Origin of the sequence: Actinomadura harenae, from assembly GCF_003696215.1 — a bacterium.
Taxonomy (GTDB): Bacteria; Actinomycetota; Actinomycetes; order Streptosporangiales; family Streptosporangiaceae; genus Spirillospora; species Spirillospora harenae.
This window is the reverse complement of the sequence record NZ_RFFG01000007.1, coordinates 50,649-74,510: the sequence shown is the minus strand read 5'-3', so window position 1 is coordinate 74,510 and position 23,862 is coordinate 50,649. Positions and strand designations below refer to the sequence as shown.

General features: G+C 73.2%; 27 protein-coding genes and 3 tRNA genes. 16 read left to right on the top strand and 14 right to left on the bottom strand.

All coding sequences use genetic code 11. The annotated features are described in order from the left end of the window. Positions 1-9: 9 nt before the first annotated feature. Genes EBO15_RS05695 through EBO15_RS05685 form a run of 3 tightly spaced genes read right to left on the bottom strand, consistent with a single transcriptional unit; the run spans position 10 to position 3,231 of the window. Positions 10-1,335, bottom strand: coding sequence for a trans-sulfuration enzyme family protein (locus tag EBO15_RS05695; RefSeq protein ID WP_122193242.1), 1,326 nt, complete (start codon positions 1,333-1,335; stop codon positions 10-12). Positions 1,336-1,360: 25 nt separating this feature from the next. Then, positions 1,361-2,386 (bottom strand): NAD(P)H-dependent glycerol-3-phosphate dehydrogenase, encoded by a 1,026-nt coding sequence (locus tag EBO15_RS05690; protein WP_122193241.1) that lies wholly within the window; start codon positions 2,384-2,386, stop codon positions 1,361-1,363. Beyond that, positions 2,383-3,231: a lysophospholipid acyltransferase family protein gene (locus EBO15_RS05685; protein WP_122193240.1), complete on the bottom strand. Its 849-nt coding sequence runs from the start codon at positions 3,229-3,231 to the stop codon at positions 2,383-2,385. Before EBO15_RS05685 ends, EBO15_RS05690 begins: the two co-directional genes overlap by 4 nt. 89 nt (positions 3,232-3,320) lie before the next feature. Between EBO15_RS05685 and cofC the strand changes: the two genes are divergently transcribed. Together cofC and EBO15_RS05675 are read left to right on the top strand one after the other, a co-directional pair. Then, the gene (cofC, locus tag EBO15_RS05680) at positions 3,321-3,992 is read left to right on the top strand and encodes a 2-phospho-L-lactate guanylyltransferase (RefSeq protein ID WP_378239616.1); all 672 of its coding nucleotides are present in this window, start codon (positions 3,321-3,323) and stop codon (positions 3,990-3,992) included. A 110-nt stretch (positions 3,993-4,102) separates the two neighbouring features. After that, positions 4,103-4,306, top strand: a complete 204-nt coding sequence (locus EBO15_RS05675; protein ID WP_122193238.1) for a hypothetical protein — start codon at positions 4,103-4,105, stop codon at positions 4,304-4,306. 84 nt (positions 4,307-4,390) lie between these two features. Here EBO15_RS05675 and EBO15_RS05670 read toward each other — a convergent pair whose 3' ends face one another. The 4 genes from EBO15_RS05670 to leuC form a co-directional block, all read right to left on the bottom strand. Further along, complete coding sequence (locus tag EBO15_RS05670) at positions 4,391-4,669, bottom strand: HU family DNA-binding protein (RefSeq protein WP_030164461.1); 279 nt, start codon at positions 4,667-4,669, stop codon at positions 4,391-4,393. Between the two features lie 158 nt (positions 4,670-4,827). Beyond that, on the bottom strand, positions 4,828-5,073 hold the full coding sequence (locus tag EBO15_RS05665; RefSeq protein WP_122193237.1) for an SCO5555 family protein: 246 nt from the start codon (positions 5,071-5,073) through the stop codon (positions 4,828-4,830). 162 nt (positions 5,074-5,235) lie between these two features. Further along, the gene (leuD, locus tag EBO15_RS05660) at positions 5,236-5,823 is read right to left on the bottom strand and encodes a 3-isopropylmalate dehydratase small subunit (RefSeq protein ID WP_122193236.1); all 588 of its coding nucleotides are present in this window, start codon (positions 5,821-5,823) and stop codon (positions 5,236-5,238) included. 15 nt (positions 5,824-5,838) lie between these two features. Further along, positions 5,839-7,236, bottom strand: a complete 1,398-nt coding sequence (gene leuC, locus EBO15_RS05655) for a 3-isopropylmalate dehydratase large subunit (protein WP_122193235.1) — start codon at positions 7,234-7,236, stop codon at positions 5,839-5,841. A gap of 100 nt (positions 7,237-7,336) precedes the next feature. On the opposite strand from leuC, the gene EBO15_RS05650 reads away from it, so the two are divergent. Further along, positions 7,337-8,056: an IclR family transcriptional regulator gene (locus EBO15_RS05650; RefSeq protein ID WP_122193234.1), complete on the top strand. Its 720-nt coding sequence runs from the start codon at positions 7,337-7,339 to the stop codon at positions 8,054-8,056. Positions 8,057-8,110: 54 nt separating this feature from the next. Here EBO15_RS05650 and EBO15_RS05645 read toward each other — a convergent pair whose 3' ends face one another. Next, positions 8,111-8,623: a DinB family protein gene (locus tag EBO15_RS05645; RefSeq protein WP_122193233.1), complete on the bottom strand. Its 513-nt coding sequence runs from the start codon at positions 8,621-8,623 to the stop codon at positions 8,111-8,113. 134 nt (positions 8,624-8,757) lie between these two features. Between EBO15_RS05645 and EBO15_RS05640 the strand changes: the two genes are divergently transcribed. The 6 genes from EBO15_RS05640 to EBO15_RS05615 all read left to right on the top strand — a co-directional run bounded on the left by EBO15_RS05640 (position 8,758) and on the right by EBO15_RS05615 (position 14,227). Continuing rightward, on the top strand, positions 8,758-11,151 hold the full coding sequence (locus tag EBO15_RS05640; protein WP_122193232.1) for a glycoside hydrolase family 3 protein: 2,394 nt from the start codon (positions 8,758-8,760) through the stop codon (positions 11,149-11,151). A gap of 160 nt (positions 11,152-11,311) precedes the next feature. Then, positions 11,312-11,947: a MerR family transcriptional regulator gene (locus EBO15_RS05635; protein ID WP_122193231.1), complete on the top strand. Its 636-nt coding sequence runs from the start codon at positions 11,312-11,314 to the stop codon at positions 11,945-11,947. Positions 11,948-12,145: 198 nt separating this feature from the next. Next, the gene (locus tag EBO15_RS05630; protein WP_122193230.1) at positions 12,146-12,532 is read left to right on the top strand and encodes a YidH family protein; all 387 of its coding nucleotides are present in this window, start codon (positions 12,146-12,148) and stop codon (positions 12,530-12,532) included. Continuing rightward, the gene (locus tag EBO15_RS05625) at positions 12,529-12,906 is read left to right on the top strand and encodes a DUF202 domain-containing protein (RefSeq protein ID WP_122193229.1); all 378 of its coding nucleotides are present in this window, start codon (positions 12,529-12,531) and stop codon (positions 12,904-12,906) included. The genes EBO15_RS05630 and EBO15_RS05625 overlap by 4 nt, the downstream gene beginning before the upstream one ends. 95 nt (positions 12,907-13,001) lie before the next feature. Then, a complete protein-coding gene (locus EBO15_RS05620) occupies positions 13,002-13,823 on the top strand; it encodes an NAD(P)-dependent oxidoreductase (protein ID WP_122193228.1) in 822 nt (273 codons plus the stop codon). Then, the gene (locus tag EBO15_RS05615; RefSeq protein WP_122193227.1) at positions 13,823-14,227 is read left to right on the top strand and encodes a RidA family protein; all 405 of its coding nucleotides are present in this window, start codon (positions 13,823-13,825) and stop codon (positions 14,225-14,227) included. The genes EBO15_RS05620 and EBO15_RS05615 overlap by 1 nt, the downstream gene beginning before the upstream one ends. Here the strand turns inward: EBO15_RS05615 and EBO15_RS05610 are convergent. Further along, positions 14,224-15,144, bottom strand: coding sequence for a LysR family transcriptional regulator (locus tag EBO15_RS05610; protein WP_122193226.1), 921 nt, complete (start codon positions 15,142-15,144; stop codon positions 14,224-14,226). The genes EBO15_RS05615 and EBO15_RS05610 overlap by 4 nt on opposite strands. Before the next feature lie 176 nt (positions 15,145-15,320). On the opposite strand from EBO15_RS05610, the gene EBO15_RS05605 reads away from it, so the two are divergent. From EBO15_RS05605 to EBO15_RS05580, 6 genes are all read left to right on the top strand, one after another. After that, on the top strand, positions 15,321-16,133 hold the full coding sequence (locus EBO15_RS05605) for an SAM hydrolase/SAM-dependent halogenase family protein (RefSeq protein ID WP_122193225.1): 813 nt from the start codon (positions 15,321-15,323) through the stop codon (positions 16,131-16,133). Between the two features lie 119 nt (positions 16,134-16,252). After that, positions 16,253-17,125: an ABC transporter substrate-binding protein gene (locus tag EBO15_RS05600; protein WP_233615991.1), complete on the top strand. Its 873-nt coding sequence runs from the start codon at positions 16,253-16,255 to the stop codon at positions 17,123-17,125. 73 nt (positions 17,126-17,198) lie between these two features. After that, a complete protein-coding gene (locus EBO15_RS05595) occupies positions 17,199-18,059 on the top strand; it encodes an amino acid ABC transporter permease (protein WP_122193223.1) in 861 nt (286 codons plus the stop codon). Further along, positions 18,059-18,808: an amino acid ABC transporter ATP-binding protein gene (locus tag EBO15_RS05590; protein WP_122193222.1), complete on the top strand. Its 750-nt coding sequence runs from the start codon at positions 18,059-18,061 to the stop codon at positions 18,806-18,808. Before EBO15_RS05595 ends, EBO15_RS05590 begins: the two co-directional genes overlap by 1 nt. Positions 18,809-18,906: 98 nt before the next feature. Further along, positions 18,907-19,299, top strand: coding sequence for an NUDIX hydrolase (locus tag EBO15_RS05585; RefSeq protein ID WP_122193221.1), 393 nt, complete (start codon positions 18,907-18,909; stop codon positions 19,297-19,299). Between the two features lie 123 nt (positions 19,300-19,422). After that, complete coding sequence (locus EBO15_RS05580; RefSeq protein ID WP_122193220.1) at positions 19,423-19,827, top strand: hypothetical protein; 405 nt, start codon at positions 19,423-19,425, stop codon at positions 19,825-19,827. Between the two features lie 426 nt (positions 19,828-20,253). Here EBO15_RS05580 and EBO15_RS05575 read toward each other — a convergent pair whose 3' ends face one another. Then, positions 20,254-20,766: a helix-turn-helix domain-containing protein gene (locus EBO15_RS05575; RefSeq protein ID WP_122193219.1), complete on the bottom strand. Its 513-nt coding sequence runs from the start codon at positions 20,764-20,766 to the stop codon at positions 20,254-20,256. A 193-nt stretch (positions 20,767-20,959) separates the two neighbouring features. On the opposite strand from EBO15_RS05575, the gene EBO15_RS05570 reads away from it, so the two are divergent. Then, positions 20,960-22,300, top strand: a complete 1,341-nt coding sequence (locus tag EBO15_RS05570; protein ID WP_122193218.1) for a hypothetical protein — start codon at positions 20,960-20,962, stop codon at positions 22,298-22,300. Between the two features lie 243 nt (positions 22,301-22,543). Here the strand turns inward: EBO15_RS05570 and EBO15_RS05565 are convergent. The 4 genes from EBO15_RS05565 to EBO15_RS05550 form a co-directional block, all read right to left on the bottom strand. Then, positions 22,544-22,616 (bottom strand) — tRNA-Glu (locus tag EBO15_RS05565). A 156-nt stretch (positions 22,617-22,772) separates the two neighbouring features. Then, positions 22,773-22,845: transfer RNA gene (locus tag EBO15_RS05560), tRNA-Glu, on the bottom strand. Between the two features lie 40 nt (positions 22,846-22,885). After that, positions 22,886-22,957, bottom strand: a tRNA-Gln gene (locus EBO15_RS05555). 207 nt (positions 22,958-23,164) lie between these two features. Further along, on the bottom strand, positions 23,165-23,803 hold the full coding sequence (locus tag EBO15_RS05550) for a DUF2461 domain-containing protein (protein WP_122193217.1): 639 nt from the start codon (positions 23,801-23,803) through the stop codon (positions 23,165-23,167). Positions 23,804-23,862 lie beyond the last annotated feature (59 nt).

Here is a 23,862-nt window from a genome sequence, read left to right as displayed (position 1 = left end):
TACCGGTGATCAGGCGGTATCGGCCACGCCCGTGATCGTTCCGGAGGCGCGCTCCTGCGACGGGACGACCACGTCCGGCGTCCCGGCGACATGATCGCGAACGGCATGGTCGTAGGCGGCATGGTCGTAGGCGGCGGGGTCGCGGACGGCGCCGGTCTCGCGGCCGGTGACGCGCGCGGCCGTGTCGAGGGCCCGGCCGACGTCGCGGACGAGGTCGGCGGCGTCCTCCAGGCCGACGGTGAACCGGACGGCGGCCGGGTCGGCGCCGGGCGTGAACGTCGCGGCGTGCGCGACGGTCGTCCGGACGCCGCCGTCCGCGCCCGCGACCAGGGCCAGTCGGACGGCGTCCACCAGCGCCTGCCCGGCGGCGAGCCCGCCGTGCGGGGTGACCGTCACCACTCCCCCGAACCGTGTGCCCTCCGGTCCGGCATCGAACAGGCGGCGCGCCGTCTCATGCCCGGGATGCCCTAGAAGGCCCGGATACGCCACGGTCCGGACGGCCGGATGCTTGGCCAGGGCGGCGCTCGCCGTGTCGCACTGCCGCCGCACGCGCAGGGGCAGCGTCTCCAGGCCGCGCCGCAGCAGGAACGCCTCGTCCGGGGCGAGCGACGCGCCCGTCTCCACCCGGACGCGCCGGACGACCGTCATCACGTGCGCGCCCCCGGCGACCACCCCGCCGGACGCGTCGCCATGACCGCCCAGGCTCCCGGACGCGTCGTGCACCACGAGGTCGGCGCCGTGTTCCAGCGGACGGCACACCACCGGCGTCGTCCGGGACGAGTCGACCGCGAGCAGCGCGCCGTGCGCGTGCGCGATCCCGGCGAGCCGCGGCAGCTCGGCCACGAGGAGGTCGGGATCGGAGAGCGTCTCCGCCCAGACGAGCCGTGTCGCCGGGCGCATCGCCGCGGCCGTCTCGCCCGGCTCGGCGAACGTCGTCTCCACGCCGAGCCGGGCGAGCAGCCCGGTCAGGATCGAGCGCACCGGCCCGTGGACCCCGGCGGGCGCCACGACGTGCATCCCGGACGTCGCGCAGGCCAGCAGGACGCCCGTGACGGCCGCGGCCCCCGACGGGAACGCCTCGGCGACGACCGGGCCGTCCAGGTTCGCGCCTTCCAGCGCGGCGACGCCGGACGCGAACGCCAGCGCCGACGGGTTGTCGACCGGGCCCGCGGTCTCCGACGCGGTCAGCTCGGCGTGCTCGGCCGCGCCCGCGTAGGCGAAACCGGCCGTGCGCCACACGGGCGCGCCGACCGGGGCCTGCTGCGGGACGGCCGGCTGCGGCAGGTGCGCGGCGCGGGTGTTCTCACCCTGCCGGACACTGGAGGTACTACGCATCGCCTCCAGTGTGTCACGGACAGTACTAATCCTGCTTCGGTGTCACGCCGTAACGCTCGGGTTTCGGTGACCGGGTGATCAGCGCGAGGCCCGCCTCCTTGACCGGCTTGCCCTCGTGGATGACCGCGACCACCTCCTCGGTGATCGGCATCTCCACGTGGTTCTTGCGCGCCAGCTCCAGCACCGCCTTGGACGACTTGACGCCCTCGGCGGTCTGCTTGGTCACCGCGATGACCTGCTCCGGCGTCATGCCGCGGCCCAGGTTCTCGCCGAACGTCCGGTTCCGGGCCAGCGGCGACGAGCAGGACGCCACCAGGTCGCCCATCCCGGCGAGGCCCGCGAAGGTGTGCTCGTCCGCGCCGAGGGACGCGCCCAGCCGGGCGATCTCGGCGAGCCCGCGCGTCATCAGCACGGCCTTGGTGTTGTCGCCGAAGCCGAGCCCGACGGCCATCCCGACGCACAGCGCGATCACGTTCTTCACCGCGCCGCCGAGCTCCACGCCGATCACGTCGGTGGAGGTGTAGGTGCGGAAGTACGGGGTCATCGTCGCGGCCTGGAGCCGTTCGGCGCCCGCCATGTCCAGGCAGGCGGCGACGGCCGCGCCGGGCTCGCCGACGGCCAGCTCGCGGGCCAGGTTCGGGCCGGAGAACACCGCGACGCGCTCGAGCGGCGCGCCCGCGACCTCGGCGATCACCTCGGTCATCCGCTTGGTGGTGCCGAGCTCGACGCCCTTCATCAGGCTGACCAGCAGCGCGTCCGGCGGGAGGAACGGGGCCCAGGCGGCGAGGTTGGCGCGCAGCGTCTGCGCGGGGACCGCGATCCCGACGACGTCCGCCCCGGCGAGCGCCTCGGCGGCGTCGGTGGTGGCGCGCAGCTCCCCGGGAAGGGGGATCCCGGGCAGGTAGTCCGGGTTCTCGTGCCGCTCGTTGATCGCGTCGACGATCTCCGCGCGGCGTCCCCAAAGGGTCACCTCGCTGCCCGCGTCGCACATCAGCTTGGCGACGACGGTCCCCCACGACCCGGCGCCGAGCACGGCGCAGCGGATGGTCACTTGCCGCCCTCCCGCTCCGCGGTCTCCGACGTCCCGGCCGCGTGCGCCGCCTCGCCGGTGCCGGGACCCGCGTCCGGCCTCCGCCCGGCGGCCCGGCGGCGCTCCTCCAGGACCTTGTGGTGATCGTAGAGCTCGGCCGGGGGGCTCTCGCCGCGCAGCTCGCCGAGAAGGTCGGTGATCTGGCGCATGATCTCGTCGGTCGCGGCGTGCAGGACGTCCTTGGTGAGCTCCTGGCCCTCGTACTTCGACAAGTCCACGGGCGGCCCGGCGAGCACGTGCATGGTCTTGCGCGGGAAGGGGTGGAAGCCCTTCTTCAGGCGTCCGCGCAGCCCGGTCGGCTCGCCCTTCTTGTACGGGAGCAGCTCGTGCGCGCCCCAGTTCGCCACCGGGACGACCTTCGCGCCCGTCTTCAGCGCCATCCGCGCCACGCCGGTCTGGCCGGTCATCGGCCACAGCTCGGGGTCGCGGGTGCAGCTGCCCTCGGGGTAGAACATCAGGCACTCACCGTCGCGGAGGGCCTCCTCGGCGTCCCGCAGGGCGAGGGAGGCGTCGGAGCGGTCGCGGTAGACGGGGATCTGGCCCGTCCCGCGGAAGACGGTCTTGACGATCGGGACGTCGAACAGGGTGGACTTGGCGAGGTACACCGGGTAGCGACCGGACTCGTACACGAAGTGCGCGAGCGCGAGCGGGTCGGACTCGGAGATGTGGTTCGCGGCGATGATCACGCCGCCCTCGCCCGGCACGTTCCCCCGGCCCCGCCAGTCCCTCTTGAGCAGCCCGAACAGCATCGGGCGAAGGATGACGATGGTCAGCTTGCGCCAGCCGGGCGAATAGCGGTGCCCCATTCCCGTCCCTCCTCGTACGGACCCCGCGCCGGGATGAACGCGGGGTGTCCTCAAGTGTCGCGGTTGCGAGCGCATAAAGTCGAATGGCCATGTCTACAGCAGAACGTGCCGTGCCCCGCCCCGGCTGGACCCTGGTCGTCCCGGTCAAGGTGCTGGCCAGGGCGAAGACCCGGATGGCGGACGGCGCGGGCCGGCACCGCGAGGCCCTCGCGCTCGCGGTGGCGGGCGACACGGTCGCGGCGGCGCTCGCCTGCGACCGGGTCCGCGCTGTGATCGTCGTCACCGACGACCCCCTGCCCGCCGCCGAGCTGTCCGCGCTGGGCGCGACCGTCGTCCCGGACGAACCGGACGCCGGTCTCAACCCGGCCCTGGTCCACGGCGCCGGAAGGGGCCGCGAGCTGCACCCGGACACGGGCGTCGGCGCGCTCTCCGCGGATCTTCCCGCCCTGCGCCCGGCAGAGCTCGCCCTCGCGCTGGACGCGGCGTCCGAGGCGGCCGAGGCGTTCGTCCCGGACACGGCCCGCGTCGGCACCACGCTCTACACGGCCCGTCCGGGCGTGCCGTTCGCCCCGGCGTTCGGCGGCGACTCGCGCACCGCGCACCGCGCCCGGGGCGCCCGCGAGCTGCTCGTCCCGGGCATCGACAGCGTCCGGCGGGACGTCGACACGCCCGCCGACCTGCGGGCCGCGCTGGAACTGGGCGTCGGCCCCCGGACGGCGGCCGTCGCGGCCCTCCTGCCCGAACCGGTGACCGGCCGCTAGCCGGAACCCGCGTCGGCCGCTGACCAAGACGCTGCGGCGGCCGCCAAGCGGAACACCATGTTGGCCGCTTGCCGGGACGCTTCGAGGGGGCGGGCAGTAGGGTCGGGGCCATGCAGGCGACCGTGCGCGACTACGACCCGGAGACCCGCTCCGGCGGCGTCCTGCTGGACGACGGGTCCGAGCTGGGCTTCGACGCCGAGGCGTTCGACCGGGGCGGCCTGCGGCTGCTGCGCCTCGGCCAGCGGGTGAACCTCGCGGTCGGGCCGGACGGCCGCGTCACCGCGATCACCCTGTCCACGTTCCCCCTGCCCTAGAACATCCGGCGCGAAGGCCCGGACACACGTTGACGCCCGGCCCCGCCGGAGCGGAACCGGGCGCCGTCGGACGCCACGGGCGCCTTACTTCTTCCCGGCCACCAGGTTCTTGAAGTCGGCGCCGGCCTTGAACTTCGGCACCGACGTCGCGGGAACCTCGATGGTCTTGCCCGTTGCGGGGTTCCGGGCCGTGCGGGCAGGCCGGTCGGCCTTCTCGAACGAACCGAAACCGGTGATCGCGACCTTGTCGCCCTTGGCGACCGTGGTCTGGATCGTCTCCAGGATCGCGTCGACGGCCTCAGCGGCGGCCTTCTTGCTGCCGAGCCGATCGGAGATGGCGTCTACCAGCTCACGCTTGTTCATGGGTTACTCCTCTGGTTCCCCCCTTGCCCGAACGAAACTATGGGAGGCATGGCACCGACACAATCACCTGAACGCGAGAGTTCCCGTGTCGCAGGCGTTTTGGTCGGTCTCGCCCCCGTCTCGCGCGGGCGCCGGACCGGATCCGGCCACGGCGAACGCTAGCGGGCTTCGGGGGAAGACGAGAAATCGGCGACACGTCCCGAAAGGAAGGCGTCCAGCCTGCGGGCGGCCAGGTCAGCGTCACGTTTGGCCAGATCGGTGATCGCCAGGAGCTGCCGGATGAGCCGCCGCCGGTCGTCGGCGGGCAGCGGCGCGACCCGCCGGTGCGCCTCCCGGAGACGCTCGGCGAGCCGGGTCAGCTCCGGGTCGTCCCAGGCGGGTCCGTCCCACGGATCGCCGCTCATCGCGGGCCTCCTGCCACGCTCGGCCCCCTTCGCGAACACGTCCGGCCTGCTCCCCGCACACCACGAATTGTCGTCGGTGCGGGGGCAGGCTCGTGTGCGCGGGGTGCCGAAAGACGGCGACGCCGCAGGTCAGGGACGGGCAGAACCCTCAGGGCAGGGCCGTCAGGACGTGGTGGGCAGCAGCGCCGGGCGGCGCTCCTCGAACGCGGTGATCGCGTCGGCGTGGCGCAGGGTCAGGCCGATGTCGTCCAGGCCCTCCAGGAGCCGCCAGCGGGTGTAGTCGTCGATCTCGAAGGACGCGACGACGTCCCCGGCCCTGACCTGGCGGTTCTCCAGGTCCACGACGATCTCGGCGCGGGGGTCGCGCTCGGCGCGCTCCTGGATCGCCTCGACGGTCTCGGCGGGCAGGACGACCGGCAGCAGGCCCATCTTGGTGGAGTTGTTCCGGAAGATGTCGCCGAAGCGCGGCGCGATCACGACCCGGAACCCGTACTGCTGGAGGGCCCAGACGGCGTGTTCGCGGGACGACCCGGTGCCGAAGTCAGGCCCGGCGACCAGAACGGACGCGCCCTCGTACTCGGGCTTGTTCAGCACGAACCCGGGGTCCTCGCGCCAGGACGAGAACAGGCCCTTGTCGAATCCGGTGCGGCTGACCTGCTTGAGCCAGACGGCCGGGATGATCTGGTCGGTGTCGACGTTGCTGCGGCGCAGCGGGACCGCGCGCCCGGTGTGCGTGACGAACTTCTCCATGGTCCTTCGACTTCCTTACAGGTCGGCGGGCGCGGCCAGGCGGCCGGTGACGGCGGTGGCGGCGGCGACGGCGGGGCTCACCAGGTGGGTGCGGCCGCCGGGTCCCTGCCGTCCCTCGAAGTTGCGGTTGGACGTGGACGCGCTGCGCTCGCCGGGCGTGAGCTTGTCGGGGTTCATCGCCAGGCACATCGAGCAGCCCGCCTCGCGCCACTCGGCGCCCGCCGCCGTGATCACGGCGTTCAGGCCCTCGGCCTCGGCCTGCTTCTTGACCTCCATCGAGCCGGGGACGACCAGCATGCGGACGCCCTCGGCGACCCTGCGCCCGGAGAGGACGTCCGCGACGGCGCGCAGGTCCTCGATGCGGCCGTTGGTGCAGGAGCCGACGAAGACCGTGTCCACGGCGATGTCGCGCAGCGGCGTCCCGGCGGTCAGGCCCATGTAGTGGAGGGCGCGCTCGGCGGCCTGGCGCTCGGTCGGGTCGGCGATGGCCGCCGGGTCCGGCACGGAATCGCCCAGGGGGAGGCCCTGGCCGGGGTTGGTGCCCCAGGTGACGAACGGGGTCAGTGCGGAGGCGTCGATGACGACCTCCTTGTCGAACACGGCGTCGTCGTCGGTGCGCAGGGACGTCCAGTACGCGACGGCCTCGTCCCACGCCTCGCCCTCGGGCGCGTGCGGACGGCCCTTGAGGTAGGCGAACGTCGTCTCGTCCGGGGCGATCATGCCCGCGCGGGCGCCCGCCTCGATGGACATGTTGCAGACCGTCATCCGGCCCTCCATCGACAGCTCGCGGATCGCCCGGCCGCGGTACTCGATGATGTGGCCCTGGCCGCCGCCGGTGCCGATCTCGGCGATGATCGCCAGGATCAGGTCCTTGGCGGTCACGCCGTCCGGCAGCGAGCCGTTCACGGTCACGGCCATCATCTTGGGCTTGACCTGCGGCAACGTCTGCGTGGCGAGGACGTGCTCGACCTCGCTCGTCCCGATGCCGTGGGCCAGCGCCCCGAACGCGCCGTGCGTGGAGGTGTGCGAGTCCCCGCACACGACCGTCATGCCGGGCTGGGTCAGGCCGAGCTGCGGGCCGATGACGTGGACGATGCCCTGCCCGTCGTCGCCCATCGGGTGCAGCCGGACGCCGAACTCGGCGCAGTTCTTCCGCAGCGTCTCCACCTGCGTCCGGGACACCGGGTCGGCGATCGGCGCGAGCAGGTCGGTCGTCGGGACGTTGTGGTCCTCGGTCGCGATCGTCAGATCCGGGCGCCGGACGGGTCGGCCCGCCATCCGCAGGCCGTCGAACGCCTGCGGGCTGGTCACCTCGTGGACGAGGTGGAGGTCGATGTAGAGCAGATCCGGTTCGCCCTCGGCACGTCGCACGACGTGCGCGTCGTACACCTTGTCGGCCAATGTGCGGCCCATCGCTCCACCTCACCTGTCGTCCTGCCGGGCGCGCCCATGCGCCCGGCGACCTTGTCCCGCCTGATTTGCATCTCACATCGCGAGACGGCAATATCAAGACATGGACAACTCTAGCGGAGTCGGCGTTCTCGACAAAGCGGTACTCGTTCTGAACGCCCTGGAAGCCGGGCCGGCCTCCCTCGCCCAGCTCGTCCAGACCACCGGTCTGGCCCGGCCGACCGCCCACCGGCTCGCCGTCGCGCTGGAGCACCACCGGCTCGTCCACCGCGACACCCAGGGCCGGTTCATCCTCGGGCCACGGCTCGCCGAGCTGGCCGTCGCGGCCGGTGAGGACCGGCTGCTCGCGATCGCCCAGCCCGTCCTGGCGCAGCTGCGCGACATGACCGGCGAGAGCGCCTCACTGTTCCGCCGCCAGGGCGACGTCCGGGTCTGCGTGGCCGCGGCCGAGCGCTCCAGCGGCCTGCGCGACACCATCCCGGTCGGCGCGGCCCTCCCGATGACCGCCGGTTCGGCCGCGCAGATCCTCCTCGCCTGGGAGGAGCCGGACCGCCTGCACCGCGGCCTGCGCGGCGCGAAGTTCGAGGCCACGACGCTGGCCCAGGTCCGGCGGCGCGGCTGGGCGCAGAGCGTCGGCGAGCGCGAGCAGGGCGTCGGGTCCGTCTCCGCCCCGATCCGCGGCGCGGGCGGGCGCGTGATCGCCGCCGTCTCCGTGTCCGGCCCCCTGGAGCGCCTGACCCGCACCCCCGGACGCCTCCACGCCGCCCCCGTCACGTCCGCCGCCGAGAAGATCAGCGACGCGATGCGCCGCACCACCAACTGACCTGATCATGAGGAACGCCGGGCCCTCGGACGAGGGCCCGGCGTTTCCGTGCGCTCAGGCGCCGACGACGCCGTCGACGCCCTCGCGGACAAGGTCGGCGTGGCCGTTGTGCCGCGCGTACTCCAGCAGGACGTGCACCACCGCGAAGCGCAGGGAGACGTCCTTCTCCCAGCGCGGCTGGTGGCCGATCACGTCCAGGGACCCGGCCTCGCGCTCGACCCGGCGCGAGGTCTCCACCTCGTCCCGCCAGGCCGTGAACGCCTCGGAGACGGTGCCCCTGCTCGCGTCGTAGGCCGCCTGGAAGTCGAACATCTCGCCGGACCAGACCATCGGCGCGTCCGCGTCCTCGAAGACCCGGCGGAACCAGGCGCGCTCGACCTCCGCCATGTGCCGGACGAGCGCGAGCAGGGAGAGCGCCGAGGGCGGCATCGAGGTCCGCCGCAGCTGCTCGTCGGTGAGGCCCTCGCACTTCATCGCCAGGGTCGCGCGGTGGTAGTCGAGGTTGGCCCGCAGGGTGTCGCGCTCGTTCCCGGTGATCGGCGGGGCCACACGGTCGTCGCTGGTCATGGACGGTCCTTCCGGTCGGGGGGCGGCGGGCCACCCATGATCCCGGTGATCCGCGTGGCGTGCGACTCGGGCACGGGATACGCCCGGCGGCGGCCGTAGGGTCCGGGAAGGTGGTCGACGTCACAGGAGGTCCGATGGACGACAGGGACGACATAGACGGCAAGGACGACAGGGACGGCGCGCTGCGGGCGCGTCTCGCCGAGCTCACCCTCGAGGAGAAGGCCGGGCTGCTGACCGGCGCCGACTTCTGGACGCTGCCCCCGATCCCGAGGATCGGCCTGCGCCGGACGGTCATGTCCGACGGCCCGTCCGGCGTGCGCGGCACCGCCTGGGACGAGCGGGACCCGAGCCTGCTGTTCCCCTCCGTCACCGCCCTCGCCGCGACCTGGGACGTGACGTGCGCCGAGCGGGCCGGACGGCTGAACGGCGCGCAGGCCCGGGACAAGGGCGTTCACGTGCAGCTCGCGCCGACGATCAACCTGCACCGGACGCCGCTCGGCGGCCGGCACTTCGAGAACCACTCCGAGGACCCGCTGCTCGTCTCCCGCATCGGCGCGGCCTTCGTCCGCGGCGTCCAGTCGGCGGGAGTCGCGGCGGCCGTGAAGCACTTCGTCGGCAACGACTCGGAGACCGCGCGGACGTCCTATGACGCGATCATCGACGCGGCCACCCTGGACGATCTCTACCTGCGGCCGTTCGAGGAGGCCGTGAAGGCCGGGGCGTGGGCGGTCATGGCCGCCTACAACAAGGTCAACGGCCTCTCGATGACCGAGAACGGGCCGCTGCTCACGGGCGTCCTGAAGGGGAGGTGGGGGTTCGACGGCGTCGTCGTGTCGGACTGGACGGCGATCCGCTCGACGGCGGCGTCCGCGAACGCGGGCATGGACGTGGAGATGCCCGGCCTGCCCGGCCCCCTGAACCACTGGCGGGACAGGCTCGTCGCGGCCGTCCGGGCGGGCGAGGTCGCCGAGGAGCTGGTCGACGACAAGGTGCTGCGGGTCCTGCGGCTCGCGGCGCGCGTCGGCGTGCTCGACGGATTCCCCGGGCCCGCGCCGGTGACGACGCCGTCCGACGCGCGCGACCAGCTGCGGGACCTGGCCGCGCGCGGGATGGTCCTGCTGCACGACGAGGGCGGCGTCCTTCCTCTGGACGCGCCGGGCAGGGTCGCGCTGATCGGCCCGAACGCGGTGCGGTTCGGCGCGCAGGGCGGCGGATCCGCGCACGTCAACGCCGAGCACGTGGTCACGCCCCTGGAAGGGCTGCGCCGCGTCCTGGGCGAGGACGCGGAGATCGAGGTCCACGCGGGCGTCTACCCGCACCGGCGCTTCGCGGGCCTGCCGATGGATCTGGCCACCGACCCCGAGTCGGGCGAGCGCGGCGTCCGGCTGGCCTTCCTGGACGCGGGCGGTGCCGTGCTCCGCTCGGAGAACCGGCGGGCCGCGGGCTTCCTGTTCCTCGACGGCGTCCCGGACGGCACGACGACGATCACGGTCGCCGCGGACGTCACGGCCGCCACGTCCGGAGTGCACGCCTTCGCCGCCCAGGGCCTCGGCGACTTCCGCGTGACGGTCGGTGACACCGTCGCCCAGGTCACGCTGGAGATGGCGAGCGACGATCCGCTCGGCGGGCTGCTCGCGCCGCCGGAGCACCGCGTCGAGGTGGCGCTCGACGCGGGCGCGACGATCCCGGTCCGGGTGGAGCACGCGCTGAGCGGCGCGGGACTGTTCGGCATCGCGTCCCTCGGCCTCGGCCATCTGGCCCCGCGCCTCCCCGAGGACGAGGAGCTGGCGGCGTCCGTCGCCGCAGCGCGCGAGGCGGACGTGGCGATCGTGGTCGTCGGCACGAACGACGACGTGGAGTCCGAGGGCTTCGACCGGGCCACCCTCGCCCTCCCGGGACGCCAGGACGAGCTGGTCTCGGCCGTCGCCGCCGCGAACCCGCGCACCGTCGTGGTCGTGAACGCCGGGGCTCCGGTCCTGATGCCGTGGCGGGACGAGGTCGCGGCGGTCCTGTGGGCGTGGCTGCCGGGCCAGGAGGGCGGCGACGCGATCGCGGACGTCCTGACCGGCGCGTCCGAGCCGGGAGGACGTCTTCCGACCACCTTTCCTGCGTCCGAGGACAACGTCCTGTCCCCCGTCCCTGTGGACGGCGTGCTCGCCTACGCCGAGGGCGGGGCGATCGGCTACCGGCACTATCCGGCGGACGACGTCGCCTACCCGTTCGGGCACGGCCTCGGCTACACGACCTGGGAGTACGTGGACGCCGAGATCGTGGACGGCGTCGTCGAGGCGACCGTGCGGAACACCGGGGACCGGGCCGGACGGGAGGTCGTCCAGGCGTACGCCTACCCGGAGGCGGAGGCTGAGGCTGAGGCGGAGGACGTGCCGGTCCGGCTGGCGGGCTTCGCGGTCGCCGAGGCCGCTCCCGGGGCGTCCGCGACCGTCCGGATCGCCCTGGACGCAAGGCTTCCCGCGTCGTGCGCGGTGCGCGTCGGCCGCTCGGTCGCCGACCTCCGGTTGAGCGTGTGACGACACTGGACGGCGATAAGCGAGGTTTGTCAGGTTGTGCCGTCCCGGCATGCCGGGACGGCGCCGCCGTTTGTTGGATAGTGCCGGTATTCAATGCCCCTCCTGCTGGATAGTGGCGATATCCAGACTCGGCAGGCATCAAGGCGAGGGGCGTGGACGGGTGCAGATCTCCGAACTCAGCGACCGCAGCGGGCTGACCGTTCAGACGATCAAGTTCTACATCCGCGAGGGCCTGATGCCGAAGGGCACCTCCACCACCGTGACCCGCGCCGACTACGACCAGCGGCACCTGGAACGGCTCCGGCTGATCCGCGCGCTGCGCGAGGTCGGCGACCTGCCCGTGGCGTCCATCAAGAAGATCGTCTCCTCCATGGAGGACGAGTCGGTCGGCCTGCACGAGCTGTTCGGCACCACCCAGTACGCGCTCGGCCCGCACATCGTCCCGCCGAACGACCCGCACTGGCGGGCCGCCCGCGAGGACGTGGACATGCTCGTCCGCGAGCTCGGCTGGGAGGTCGGCGACCACGCCCCCGCCCGCGCGCTGCTCGCGCAGACCTTCGTCGCGCTGCGCCGGCTCGGCTTCCCGGTCACCCTCACCGACCTGCGCCCCTACCTCGCCGCCGCGACCTCGGTCGCCGAGCACGAGATCAACCGGGTCGCGCTCGACAACCCGCGCACCCTGACCGTCCACGCGATGCTCGCCTCGACCGTGATCTACGAGCAGGTCCTCACCGCCCTGCACCGGCTCGCGCAGGAGGACGCCTCCGCCCGCCGCTTCACCGCGCGGAGCTCCTGAGCGGATTCCTTTTCCGGCGCCCCGCCTCCCCTCATTGATCGAATACGCACGGACGCCGACCTGCGGCTGAGCGGGATCGATTTCGATGTGGCGCAGAGCACTTCGACACTTTTCCCGTATATCGAGTCGGAATTCTCGCCACCTTCCGGGACGTAATATGTGAATTCCCCGGATCGAAAGAGGCGAAGTGAGCGGCCGATGAGCGCCCAGGACACCCCCGACCAGCCGTCCCGCTGGACCGAGCGCCTGCTCGCCGAGGGCAGCGACCCGGACCCCCGGTTCACCCTCGCCAACGAGCGCACCTTCCTGGCCTGGATCCGCACCGCGCTCGCCCTGATCGCGGGCGGCGTCGGGCTCGCGCTGAGCGGGCACCTGCTCGCCACCCCGCTCCGGCAGGGCCTCGCCGCGGCGTTCGCGGCCGTCGGCGCCCTGGTCGCGGCGATGGCGTTCCGCCGCTGGCTGCGCACCGAGCGCGCGCTGCGGCTCAACAAGACGCTCCCGCCCCTCGTCCTCGCGCCCCTGATGTCCTACGGGCTCGCCGCCGCGGCCGTCGTCGTCCTGGTCGCCCTCCTCGCCACCCGGTGACCGGCCCGGACCTCCGCACCCGCCCCGCCCGGCGCGGCCGCACGGCGGCGGGCGGCGAGCCGTCCCGCGCGCTCTGGGATCCGGGCGCCCAGCCCGAGCGCACCTCCCTCGCCTGGACGCGGACGACCGCGGCGTTCATGGGCGCCGGCCTGCTGTGCGTCCGGCTCGCCCCGGACGACCTGGGCGCGGCGCTCGCGGCCGTCGCGGTGTCCGGGCTGGCCGCGCTGCACGTCCACCGGACGCGCCGCAAGCGCCGGGGGCGCGGACGGCGGCTGCGCGAGGGCCGTCCGGTCGCCGATCCCGCGTCCGTCCTCCTGCTCACGGGCGTGACCGTCCTGCTCGGCGTCGTGGGCATCGTGTTCGCCCTGCACTGAACCTTGCACTGGACAAGGCATGCGTTTCACGCATGGCTCCCATGTGAGATCTTCGCTGGTGGTATGACTCGGCGGCGCCTAGCGTCGATCCCGTTATGACACGTATCGCCTTTCTGGGCCTGGGGCGCATGGGCGCCCCCATGGCCGGACGGCTGCTCGCAGCCGGCCACGAACTGACCGTCTGGAACCGCACCCCCGAGCGCGCCGCGCCGCTGGCCGAGCGGGGCGCGGTGATCGCCGCCACCCCCGCCGAGGCCGTCGCCGGAAGCGACCTCGTGATCACCATGTTCACCGACGCCGAGGCCGTCCACGACGTCCTCGGCCGCGCCGGGATCGCGTCCGGGACGCTGGTCGCCGAGATGTCCACGATCGGCCCGGACGCCGTCCGGGCACTGCGCGCGCTGCTGCCGGACGGCGTCGCGCTGGTCGACGCGCCGGTGCTGGGCAGCGTCCCGCACGCCGAGGCCGGTGAACTGGTCATCGTCGCGGGCGGGACGGACGCCGACGTCGAACGGGCCGCGAAGGTCCTCGGCGTCCTCGGGACCGTCCGGCACGTCGGGCCGTCCGGGCAGGGCGCGGCGGCGAAGCTCGTCGTGAACGCCGGGCTCGTGGCCGCGTTCGGCGCGCTCGCCGAGTCCGTGGAGCTCGCCGCGCGCCTCGGCCTGGACCGGGACACCTCGCTCGACCTGCTCGGACGCGCGCTCCCCCAGGCCGGGCGGACCCTCGCCCGCCGCCCGGACGCGCCCGTCACCTTCACCGCCGGGCTCGCCGACAAGGACCTCGGCCTCGTCCTCTCCGTCCTCGGCCCGGACGCCCCCGTCCTCAGCGCCGCCCGCGTCCACACCGCCGCCGCCGTCGCCCGCGGCCTCGGCGGCGCCGACATCACCACGCTCGTCCCCGGCGAGGAGATCTTCTGATGCGCGTCACGATCGATAATCCGCCCACTGTCCCGGCGACCAACGGCTACTACTCGCACGTCGCGCACGTGACGTCCGGGCCGCTGCTGTTCCTGTCCGGCCAGGTCGCGTTCGGCGAGGACGGCGAGATCGACCGCCCCGGCGACATGACCCGCCAGTCCGAGGTGATCATGTCGATCATCGAGCGGCTGCTCGCCGCGCACGGCGCGACCTTCGCCGACGTGGTCAACATCCGGACGTTCGCGACCGACCTGTCCCGCCTCCGCGAGTACGGCGAGATCCGTAGCCGCTACTTCCCCAAGGAGCCGCCGACCAGCACGACCGTGGAGGTGGCCCGCCTCTTCCACCCGGACGCCCTGCTGGAGGTCGAGGTCATCGCCGCCCCGCCCGCCCCCGCGGGTTAGGCGAGCAGGTCGGCGGACACGGCGCGAAGATCGTCCAGGAACGCCGTGACCGCCGGGGCGCGGCGGGCGTGCCGGGCGACCGCCGCGTACACGGTCCGCAGGGGCCGGGCCTGGGCGTCCGCGACCGACAGGGGCCTCAGCGCCACGTCGTCGCGGACGCCCCCGACCGCGAGCGCGGGCACGAACGTCACCCCGAACCCGGCCGCGACCAGGCCGAGCTTCGACGTCCACTCCGCCACCCGCAGCGGCGTCCGCGGGACGAACCCGGCGGGGGCGCAGCGGGCGTGCAGGGCCGCGACGGCGGCCTCGTCGTCGGCGACGATCCACGACTCGTCCGCCAGCCCGGCCAGCGGGACGGACCGCTCCCGCGCCAGCCGGTGCCCCGGCGGCAGCGCCACCAGCAGCGGGTCCGCCCCGAGGACGACCAGGTCCGCGGACGCGATCTCGCTCTGCTTGTGGGTGCTGACCACGGCGAGATCGAGCTCCCCGGCGTCCAGCGCGGGAAGCAGCCGCTCGGTCAGGCCCTCCCGCAACCTGATCTCCACACCCGGATGCCGCTCCCCGAACCGGCCCAGGGCCCGCGGGACCAGCACGGCGTTCGCCGTGGAGAACGCCCCGAGGCGCAGCGTCCCGGCGTCCACCCGGCGCAGGCCCTCCAGGGCACGCGCGGCGTCGGCGTACCGCTCCAGCAGGGCCCGCGCGTGCGGCAGCAGGTACTCCCCCGCCGGGGTCGTCCGGACGCCCCGGGCGCCGCGCGCGAACAGCTCGACGCCGCACGCCTCCTCCAACGCCCTGACCTGCCGCGACACCGCCGACTGGGTATAGCCGAGCGCTCCGGCCGCGGCCGTGAACGAGCCCAGCTCGGCCACGGACGCGAACGTCCGCAGCAGTACGGGGTCCAGGGCGTCGGCGCGCATCGCCGCAGCATACGGCCGCCCGCCCGGCACGGAGCACCCGTCCGTCCCGGCACGGAGCGCTATGCGTCCCGGCACGGAGCGCCACGTACCCCACCGCGAATGTGTGAAATTCCGGGCGGCTTGGTACCCTCAGGCGTCACTTTCCGTGATAACCGCAGCTCGCGTTAGGTACGCCCGTGTCCGAGTCCCGCCCGTTCGCCAGCCTCACCACCGACTTCGGCGCCGCCTACAGCGGCACCTGTGCGGGCGTCATGTACGCGATCGCGCCCCAGGCCAACGTGCTCGTGCTCAGCGACGAGGTCACGCCCTACCGGATCGTCGAGGGCGCGATGCTGCTGCGGCAGGCGCTGCCCTACCTCCCGGTCGGCGTGCACGTCGGGATCATCGACCCGGGCGTCGGCACCCCGCGCCGTCCCGTGGCGGTCGCGACCGGACGCGGCGACGTCCTCGTCGGCCCGGACAACGGCCTCCTGGTCCCCGCCGCCGAGGCGCTCGGCGGCGTCACCGCCGCCCACCACCTGGAGAACCCCGCCTACCGGCAGCCCGCGATCTCCACCACGTTCCACGGCCGCGACATCTTCGCCCCCGCGGCGGGCCACCTGCTGGCGGGCGTCCCGATCACCGACCTCGGCCCCGCCGCGGACGCGCTCCTCCCCCTGGACCTGCCCGCCCCCGTCGTCGCGGACGGCTCGCTCACCGCGTCCGTCCTCTACACCGACCAGTTCGGCAGCCTCGTCCTCGGCGCCGAGCCCGCCGAGCTGGCCGCCGCGTTCGGCGAGCTGCCGTTCGGCACGGGCCTGGAGCTGTCCTGGGACGGCGGCACCGCCCGGGTCCCGTTCGAGGAGACCTTCGGAAAGGTCGCCGTGGGCGACCCGCTGGTCTGGGTCGACTCGTCCGGACGGCTCGGACTCGCCGTCAACCAGGGCTCCGCCGCAGGACGCTTCGGCCTCGCCGACGGCATGGCCCTGACCGTCACCAGAGCCTCCTGATCCCGGGCCGGGCCCCGCGCCCGCGCCCGTACCGGCTCCCACAACACCTCACCCGCAACACCACGCCCGCCGCACTCGATTCCGTCGTAACCGATCCGTCGTATCGCTGGAGGCACGCCTTGGCCCGTCGTCCCTTGCTGACCGTCCTCGCGGGGCTGGCCGCGCTCACCGTCGCCGCGACGGCCTGCGCACCGCAGAAGGAGGACACCACCTCCGACAAGACCCCGGCGTCCGCGGCGTCCTGCACCAAGGACAAGCTGAAGCTGACGAAGCCCGGCCAGCTCACGGTCGCGACCGACAAACCCGCCTTCGAGCCCTGGTTCAAGAAGGACGACCCGACCAACGGGCAGGGCTACGAGAGCGCCGTCGCCTACGCGGTCGCGGAGAAGCTCGGCTTCGCCAAGAACGAGGTCAAGTGGGTCACCGAGTCGTTCGACTCGTCCTTCGCGCCCGGCGTGAAGAAGTTCGACTTCGACATCAACCAGATCTCGGCCACCCCGGCCCGCGAGAAGGCCGTGACCTTCTCCGACGGCTACTACGACGTCCAGCAGGGCGTGGTGACCCTGAAGAACGGCAAGTTCGCCGGCGTCACCCAGGTCGCGGAGCTCAAGGACGCCAAGATCGCCGTCCAGGTCGGCACGACCGCGCTCGCCGCGGTCCGCGACCAGATCAAGCCGGGCAGCCAGCCCAAGGTGTTCAACACCCAGATCGACGCCGTGAACGCGCTGAAGAACAAGCAGGTGGACGCGCTCGTCGTGGACCTGCCGACCGCGTTCTACGTCACCGCCGCCCAGGTGGAGGACTCCAAGATCGTCGGCCAGCTGCCGCAGAGCGCGGGCGCCAACGAGCACTTCGGCCTGCTGCTCCAGCAGGGCAACTCGCTCGTCGGCTGCCTGAACCGCGCGATCGGCGACCTGAAGTCCTCCGGCGACCTGGCCAAGCTCCAGCAGCAGTGGCTGACCGCCTCCGCGGGCGCGCCCGTCCTGAAGTGACGCCGCCGGTGACCTCCCAGACGACGGCCGCCGCCCGTGTGGCGGCGGCCTCCGGCCTCCGAGGGGCGGGCCGGTGAGCGCCCCCGCCGACACCTGGGTGAAGAGCGAGCGGCAGCTCGCCCGCGAACACGCCCAGCGCCGCGCCGGCATCCGCAGCGGATCGATCGCCGCGGCCTCCACGATCCTGTGCGTCGCGGTCGTGGCGGTCGTCGTGCTGTCCTCCCCGGGCTGGCCCCGCGTCCACGAGACGTTCTTCAACTGGGGCCAGTTCTCCGAGGCGTTCCCGGACGTCCTCAGCGGCTTCTGGCTGAACGTCAAGATCTTCCTGATCGCCGAGCCGGTCATCCTCGTGCTCGGCCTCCTGGTGGCGCTCGCGCGCGGCCTGCGCAGCCCGCTGTTCTTCCCGGTGCGGATGCTCGCGGTCGCCTACACCGACGTGTTCCGCGGCATCCCGACGATCCTGCTGGTGTACCTGGTCGGGTTCGGGCTGCCCGCGCTGAAGCTGGAGGGCCTGCCGAGCGACCCGGCCGTGCTGGGCGGGCTGGCGCTCGTCCTGTCCTACGGCGCGTACGTCGCGGAGGTGTTCCGGGCCGGGATCGACTCGATCCACCCGAGCCAGCGCGCCGCCGCCCGGTCGCTCGCCCTGTCCCAGGCGCAGGCGCTGCGGTTCGTGGTGCTGCCGCAGGCCGTCCGCCGGGTCGTCCCGCCGCTGCTGAACGACTTCGCCTCGCTGCAGAAGGACACCGCGCTCGTCGCGGTGCTCGGCCCGCTCGAGGCGCTGCGGCAGGCGCAGATCCACTCGGCCGACACCTTCAACTACACGCCCTACCTCGCCGCCGCCGTGCTCTTCATCGCGCTGACGGTGCCGATGGCCCGGTTCACCGACCACCTCGCGGTCCGCGCCGAGCGGCGCCGCGCCCCCGGAGGCAAGTGATGAGCCGTCCGCTGCTGGAGATCGAGGGCCTCTGGAAGACCTACCACGCGCACCCGGTGCTCCGCGGCGTCGACCTCAAGGTGGACGCCCACGAGGTCGTCTGCCTGATCGGCGCGTCCGGCTCGGGCAAGTCCACGCTGCTGCGCTGCGTGAACCTGCTGGAGGACGTCGACGACGGCGCGATCGTCCTCGGCGGGGACGAGATCACCGCGCCCGGCACCGACCCGGACGGGGTGCGCAAGAAGATCGGCATGGTCTTCCAGTCGTACAACCTGTTCCCGCACATGTCGGTGCTGGACAACATCACCCTCGCGCCCGTCCGCGTGCACAAGCGCGGACGGCGTGACGCGGAGGAGCGGGCGCGCGAGCTGCTCGACCGCTTCGGCCTCGCCGACAAGGCGTCGGAGTACCCGGACCGGCTGTCGGGCGGACAGCAGCAGCGGGTCGCGATCATCCGCGCGATGGCCTGCGACCCGAGCCTGCTGCTCCTGGACGAGGTGACCTCCGCGCTCGACCCCGAGCTGGTCACCGAGGTCATGGGCATCATCCGGGAGCTCAAGGAGCAGGGCATGACGATGATCCTGGCGACCCACGAGATGGGGTTCGCCCGGGACATCGCCGACACCGTCTGCTTCCTCAGCGACGGCGTCCTGCTGGAGCGCGGCCCGGCCGAGCAGATCTTCAGCGAGCCGCGGGAGCCGCGCACCCGCGAGTTCCTGCAGCGCGTCCTCGCGTCCCGCCGTCTCTGACGGAGCGACGACTCGGCCGCTGACGGCACGACGACTCAGCCTCTGACGGCGGGGTCTCCGACGGTCCGGCGGCTCACGTGAACTGGGAGAATCGGGACATGGATCTCGACGTCGTCGCCTGGCTTCACGTCGCGGACGGGCGGCTTCTGGCCGTCCGTTCGCGCGGCCGGGACCTGCTCTACCTGCCCGGCGGCAAGCGCGAGCCCGGCGAGGACGACTGGACGGCGATCACCCGCGAGGTCCACGAGGAGATCGGCCTGGAGCTGGACGAGGCGTCCTTCCAGAAGCTCGGCGTCATCCGGGCCGCCGCGCACGACCAGCCGCGTTACTCGCACGTCCGGATGGCGTGCTTCACCTCGGGCCACTACGGCGAGATCACCGCGGCGGGCGAGGTGGACGAGTTCCGCTTCGTCGGCCGTGAGGACCGGGCGCTGCTGGCTCCGGCGTCCGCCGCGGCGTTCGACCTGGCTGCCGAGCACGGACTACTTTGATCGACAGTCGCGACACGCGGCAACATTGATTGACCGGAACCCCCTCCCCGTCCCACACTAAACCCGTCAGCAACTTAAAGTTACAGAACATGCTGACGTCAGATTCGGCCAACGGGGGTTTCCATGCACGACCACATCGCCTACGCCGCGGGGCGCCTCCGCGCCGCCGAGACCCTGCCGGGCCTGCTCGCCGCCGCCATCCAGGGCCTCGAGCTGGTCGAACGCGCCGCGACCGCGCTCGCCGACCCGTCCCACGGCCCCGTCCGCCCCGGTCTCGACGCCGCCCTCACCGAGGCCGGCCGCGCCTGGTCCGCGCTGTCCGCCGCGCCGACCGTCCAGGCCCCCGACGCCGGCTGCCCGCAGGAGGGCCGCGGCACCCGCGAGACCGTGGACGCCCTGCGCCGCTTCTGCCTCCAGCTCACCTCGGCCCTCGTCGCCGCGACGGCCCACACGCTCGACCCGGCCGACCGCATCGCGTGCCTCAAGGCCGCCCGCCACATCGCCCGCGTCCACATCGTCCTGAACTGACGCCCGCCCACGCACGGCACCCGGCCCACTCGCGGCACCCGGCCCGGCACGGCCGTCTCCGCGCCCGGCCTACCAGCGGAACCCCGCACTCATCTCCGCGAGCCGAACCCGCACTCGCCCCTGCGAGACGGCCCCGCACCCGGCCCTGCGGGACGCACCCGCACCCGCACCCGCACCCGACACCGCGGGACCACCCGCCGTCGACTCTGCGGGACGCACCCCGCGCTCCACCTTGCGGGACGACCCCGCGCTCCACCTTGCGGGACGACCCCGCACCCGGGCCCGTACGGTCGTTCCGCACCCGGCACCACCACCCCGCGCAGTGCCCCGCACGGCCCCCGCGCGCGAGCGCCCCGCACCGGACAGGCCCCCGGGCCACTCCCGGGACCGGCGGCCGTCTCGCGTCCGGACGGCCGCCGGTCCGGTTCAGGCGTGCTCTTCGGCCTCGACGGGTGCGCTGTTGCGGCGGTTCGCGGCCGCGCGTTCGGCGTCGGCCTTCGCGGCGGCGAGGATCATCTCGTCCACGAGCCAGCGGGACTGCGGCGACAGGTCGACCAGGGCGCGCAGCACCTCGGTGCGGACCACGCCCTCCTCCACCTCACGCCGCAGCGCCTTGAACGTCAGGTCGTCGTCGATCGGGCCCGCCTCGGACGCGAAGCCGAAGTAGCCGATCGGGACGCCGAAGAACGTCGCCAGCGCGGTGAGCGTGCGCAGCTGCGGGTTGTCCTGACGGCCGGTGCGCAGTTTCCACACGGTCGTGGACGAGATGTCCTCGCCGGTCGCGTGCGCGATCGCACCGGCGGTCTCGACGTTGTTGCGCGGCGCGGGCGCGTCCGCCGGCCACATGTTCTGGATCAGCCATTCGACCTTGTCGGCGAGCATCGCACCCGGGGTCGGCGGCTTCGTCTCACCGTCGGCTCCGTTATCCGGGTTCTCCATGCATCATCCCCTTCGCTCAGGCAACGACTTTAGTTGACTAGTACGCCAGTCGTCAGCAAGGACACATCATGGGTAACGACAAGTATCGGGCCGATCACGGATCGCGACCCGCCGGTCAGCTTGCGGGACGCCGCGCCGAGCGGGCTGCTTTCATCGTCCTCCGAGCAGGTCGTCCCTGGGGAGGTGCCCACCTGTGAGGGAATCCGTCGCCGCGCTGGCGGCCGGCGTGGTGCTGACGCTGTCGCCCGTGCCGTTAGGGGCCACACCGGCGCAGGCGTCCACGCCGGCACGCCCGGTGCCCGCGCGAACCGGCTGCACCGGGCTGACCGGTGCGGCCGCCATGCTCTTCAACCAGACCGATCTGTGCCGCAGCCTCAGCCGCGAGCTCCTGCGCGGACGCACCGACGACCTCGGGAACGTCCTGCGCGACTCCATGCGCGGCGTGCCGTCGCTGCGGCACATGCACCACTCCGAGGCCCGGCACCGGTTCTTCACGTCGCACCAGAGGCCGCCCGCGCGGCTCCCGGAGCGTCCGCGGCGCCACCCGAGCCCGGCGAGGAACGACCCGGACCGCCGCTCGCCCGGCTCCCTCCCCCGCGGCATCACCCGGCCGAAGGCCACGCCCTCGCACGGGACGCCCTCGCCCAGCGCACCGCCGGGGACGCCGAGGCCGCCCGCCCGCGTCCGCGCGGTGCCGCCCGAAGCCGACCGGCCTCAGTCGTTCGGCATGCTCTCCATCCTGATGGCCGGCCTGGTGATGCTCGGCGTCGTCCTGTTGCACCGGCGGAGCCTGCCCGCGCTCGCGTCGGCGGTGCGCGGACCGCTGCGTCCGGCGCGCCGGGACGGCACGCACGGCGTCGAGCTCGTGCGGCCCTACGTGCCGCCGCCCGCCGCGCCGCCCGCCGACGACCACCCGCTGCCGCCCGTGCCGTTCGGCCCCGAGCGGCCGGAGGCGGCCTGCACCGCGGTCCAGGTCGCCGCCGAGCTGGCCCGCCCGTCCGGCGTCGGCCTCGTCGGGGACGGCGTGGACGGCTTCGTCCGGGCCGTCGTCACCGAACTCGTCACCCGGGACGGTCCGCGCGCCCGCGTCGTCCTGTCGCGCACCGAGCTCGACCGGCTCTACGGCGGCGCGTTCGACGAGCCGCTGCGCTCGGCCCTCGAACCCGAGCTGCGCGTGTGCGAGCTGCTCGAGGACGCGATCGAGCACCTGGAGCTGGAGATCCTCGTCAGCGACGCCGAGCAGGCCAACCCGGACCTCAGCCCCACCCGCGGCCGCGGCATGCCGACCATCTACTGGATCGCCACGCCCGGGCACGACGACGACGTCGTCCTGCCTCTGGTGCGGCGCGGCCCGGCGCACCGCCCGGTGGGCGTGATGTTCGGCGTCTGGACGCATGGCCGCACCTGCTCGGTCGACGCCGACGGGACGCTCACCGCCCCGTCGGGCCCGCGCCGCGTCCCGCTGCTGACGATGGACGAGTCGCTCGCGGCCCTCCGCGCCCACGCCTCGACCGAACGCACCGGCTGGCTCTGACCGGCCGACTCTGACCGGCCGACTCTGACCGGCCGGCTTGACCCTGTCGGCTCTGACCGCCTCCCGAGCGGCCGGCGCGCCGCCCCACCGGGGTTCGGCGCCCGGCCGCCGCGGACGGCCGTGGAAACCACGTGGAAGCCCGGTGGGAGGCGGTGTGAAATGCGCCATCAAATGATCAGGCGATGATCGGCGAAAAACGAACGAGGCCCCGGTCGTGATGACCGGAGCCTCGTTCTTCGCGCGTACCCCCGAGCGGATTCGAACCGCCGTTACCGCCTTGAGAGGGCGGCGTCCTAGGCCACTAGACGACGGGGGCCTGATCTTGCCTTGAGCCTCGCGGTCTCCCGTTCGGCCTCGCTCAGCTTAGCGGATCTCGCCGGGGCCTCCGACCGGGTTTTCCCGAAACGTCCCCTGACAAGATCGAAGCCCCGACCGCGTGTGCGGCGATCAGGGCTCTCACCTGCTGTGTGCGTACCCCCGAGCGGATTCGAACCGCCGTTACCGCCTTGAGAGGGCGGCGTCCTAGGCCACTAGACGACGGGGGCCTGCGCGACACCGATCCCGCTTCCGCGAGATCGGGATCAGCTGGGGTACCAGGACTCGAACCTAGACTAACTGAACCAGAATCAGTCGTGCTGCCGATTACACCATACCCCAGTGCCGTGAGCTTCCCTTTGGCCCTTCCGGGCTTCCGTTTCGCTCGCGCCTCGAAAAGAATACAGGAGTCTGGGGGTAGTGCCAAAACGAAAAGCGGAACCCCTCGACCAGGGGCTTCCGAGCGTCTCGGCGTCGCCCGGAACCCCCCGGCGGTTCCGCCCGTCCGGGGGCCGAACGACGGCCTTCGTCCCCCGGACGAGCAGCGGGTCAGCGACCGAAGTCGGGCGGGCCGACGTGCTCCGCCGCCCACTCCCCGAGCGGGCTCAGCAGGCGCCAGGCGTCCCGGACGCGGTCGACGACCTCCCGGGTGCCCATCCACGGATCGGCGGGCCAGCCCTGGCGCGCGTAGAGCCGCGTGTGGCGCAGCAGCCCGATCCGGGGGTGGTCGGCGTCGAAGCCGCGCGGACGCGTCTTGAGCGTCTCGCCGGCGATCTCCATGCCCGCCTTCTCCAGGTCGTCCAGCAGGGCCTCGAGGGCCTTGCCGGACGCGGGCGCGTGGACGGCGGCGCGGAAGCGCTTCAGCCGCTCCCCCTGCATCGAGTACATGCCGCCCGCCACGGCCATGCCATCCGCGTCGATCTCGACGTAGAGGGGGTTGTCGAGGGCGATCGCGCCCTGGTGGTCCTTGTAGGGCGTCTTGTCCTTGCTGAAGCGGACGTCCCGGTACGGCCGGAACAGCTTGGCCGGGCCGAACTCGGGTTCCAGCTCGTCCAGCAGGGCGAGCATGGGCTCGCGAACGTGCCGCTCGTAGCGCTCCTTGTTCGCCGTCCAGTACTCCCTGCCGTTGTCGGCGAGGAGCCCCTCGTAGAAGGCGAACGCCTCCTCGTCGAAGCCGTCGAAGCTCATCGATCCCCTCCACATGCGAAAACGCGTGCGGCGTCCCCGGGGACGATCTCGGGGACGCC

Coding starts and splice junctions, on each gene's coding strand:
- EBO15_RS05670 (WP_030164461.1), bottom strand. CDS start 4,669: ATGAACAAGCGTGAGCTGGTAGACGCCATCTCCGATCGGCTCGGCAGC.
- EBO15_RS05590 (WP_122193222.1), top strand. CDS start 18,059: ATGAGCCGTCCGCTGCTGGAGATCGAGGGCCTCTGGAAGACCTACCAC.
- EBO15_RS05695 (WP_122193242.1), bottom strand. CDS start 1,335: ATGCGTAGTACCTCCAGTGTCCGGCAGGGTGAGAACACCCGCGCCGCG.
- EBO15_RS05685 (WP_122193240.1), bottom strand. CDS start 3,231: ATGGGGCACCGCTATTCGCCCGGCTGGCGCAAGCTGACCATCGTCATC.
- EBO15_RS05620 (WP_122193228.1), top strand. CDS start 13,002: ATGACACGTATCGCCTTTCTGGGCCTGGGGCGCATGGGCGCCCCCATG.
- leuC (WP_122193235.1), bottom strand. CDS start 7,236: ATGGGCCGCACATTGGCCGACAAGGTGTACGACGCGCACGTCGTGCGA.
- EBO15_RS05615 (WP_122193227.1), top strand. CDS start 13,823: ATGCGCGTCACGATCGATAATCCGCCCACTGTCCCGGCGACCAACGGC.
- EBO15_RS05580 (WP_122193220.1), top strand. CDS start 19,423: ATGCACGACCACATCGCCTACGCCGCGGGGCGCCTCCGCGCCGCCGAG.
- EBO15_RS05640 (WP_122193232.1), top strand. CDS start 8,758: ATGGACGACAGGGACGACATAGACGGCAAGGACGACAGGGACGGCGCG.
- EBO15_RS05575 (WP_122193219.1), bottom strand. CDS start 20,766: ATGGAGAACCCGGATAACGGAGCCGACGGTGAGACGAAGCCGCCGACC.
- EBO15_RS05610 (WP_122193226.1), bottom strand. CDS start 15,144: ATGCGCGCCGACGCCCTGGACCCCGTACTGCTGCGGACGTTCGCGTCC.
- EBO15_RS05650 (WP_122193234.1), top strand. CDS start 7,337: ATGGACAACTCTAGCGGAGTCGGCGTTCTCGACAAAGCGGTACTCGTT.
- EBO15_RS05675 (WP_122193238.1), top strand. CDS start 4,103: ATGCAGGCGACCGTGCGCGACTACGACCCGGAGACCCGCTCCGGCGGC.
- EBO15_RS05645 (WP_122193233.1), bottom strand. CDS start 8,623: ATGACCAGCGACGACCGTGTGGCCCCGCCGATCACCGGGAACGAGCGC.
- EBO15_RS05630 (WP_122193230.1), top strand. CDS start 12,146: ATGAGCGCCCAGGACACCCCCGACCAGCCGTCCCGCTGGACCGAGCGC.
- EBO15_RS05665 (WP_122193237.1), bottom strand. CDS start 5,073: ATGAGCGGCGATCCGTGGGACGGACCCGCCTGGGACGACCCGGAGCTG.
- cofC (WP_378239616.1), top strand. CDS start 3,321: ATGTCTACAGCAGAACGTGCCGTGCCCCGCCCCGGCTGGACCCTGGTC.
- EBO15_RS05550 (WP_122193217.1), bottom strand. CDS start 23,803: ATGAGCTTCGACGGCTTCGACGAGGAGGCGTTCGCCTTCTACGAGGGG.
- EBO15_RS05585 (WP_122193221.1), top strand. CDS start 18,907: ATGGATCTCGACGTCGTCGCCTGGCTTCACGTCGCGGACGGGCGGCTT.
- leuD (WP_122193236.1), bottom strand. CDS start 5,823: ATGGAGAAGTTCGTCACGCACACCGGGCGCGCGGTCCCGCTGCGCCGC.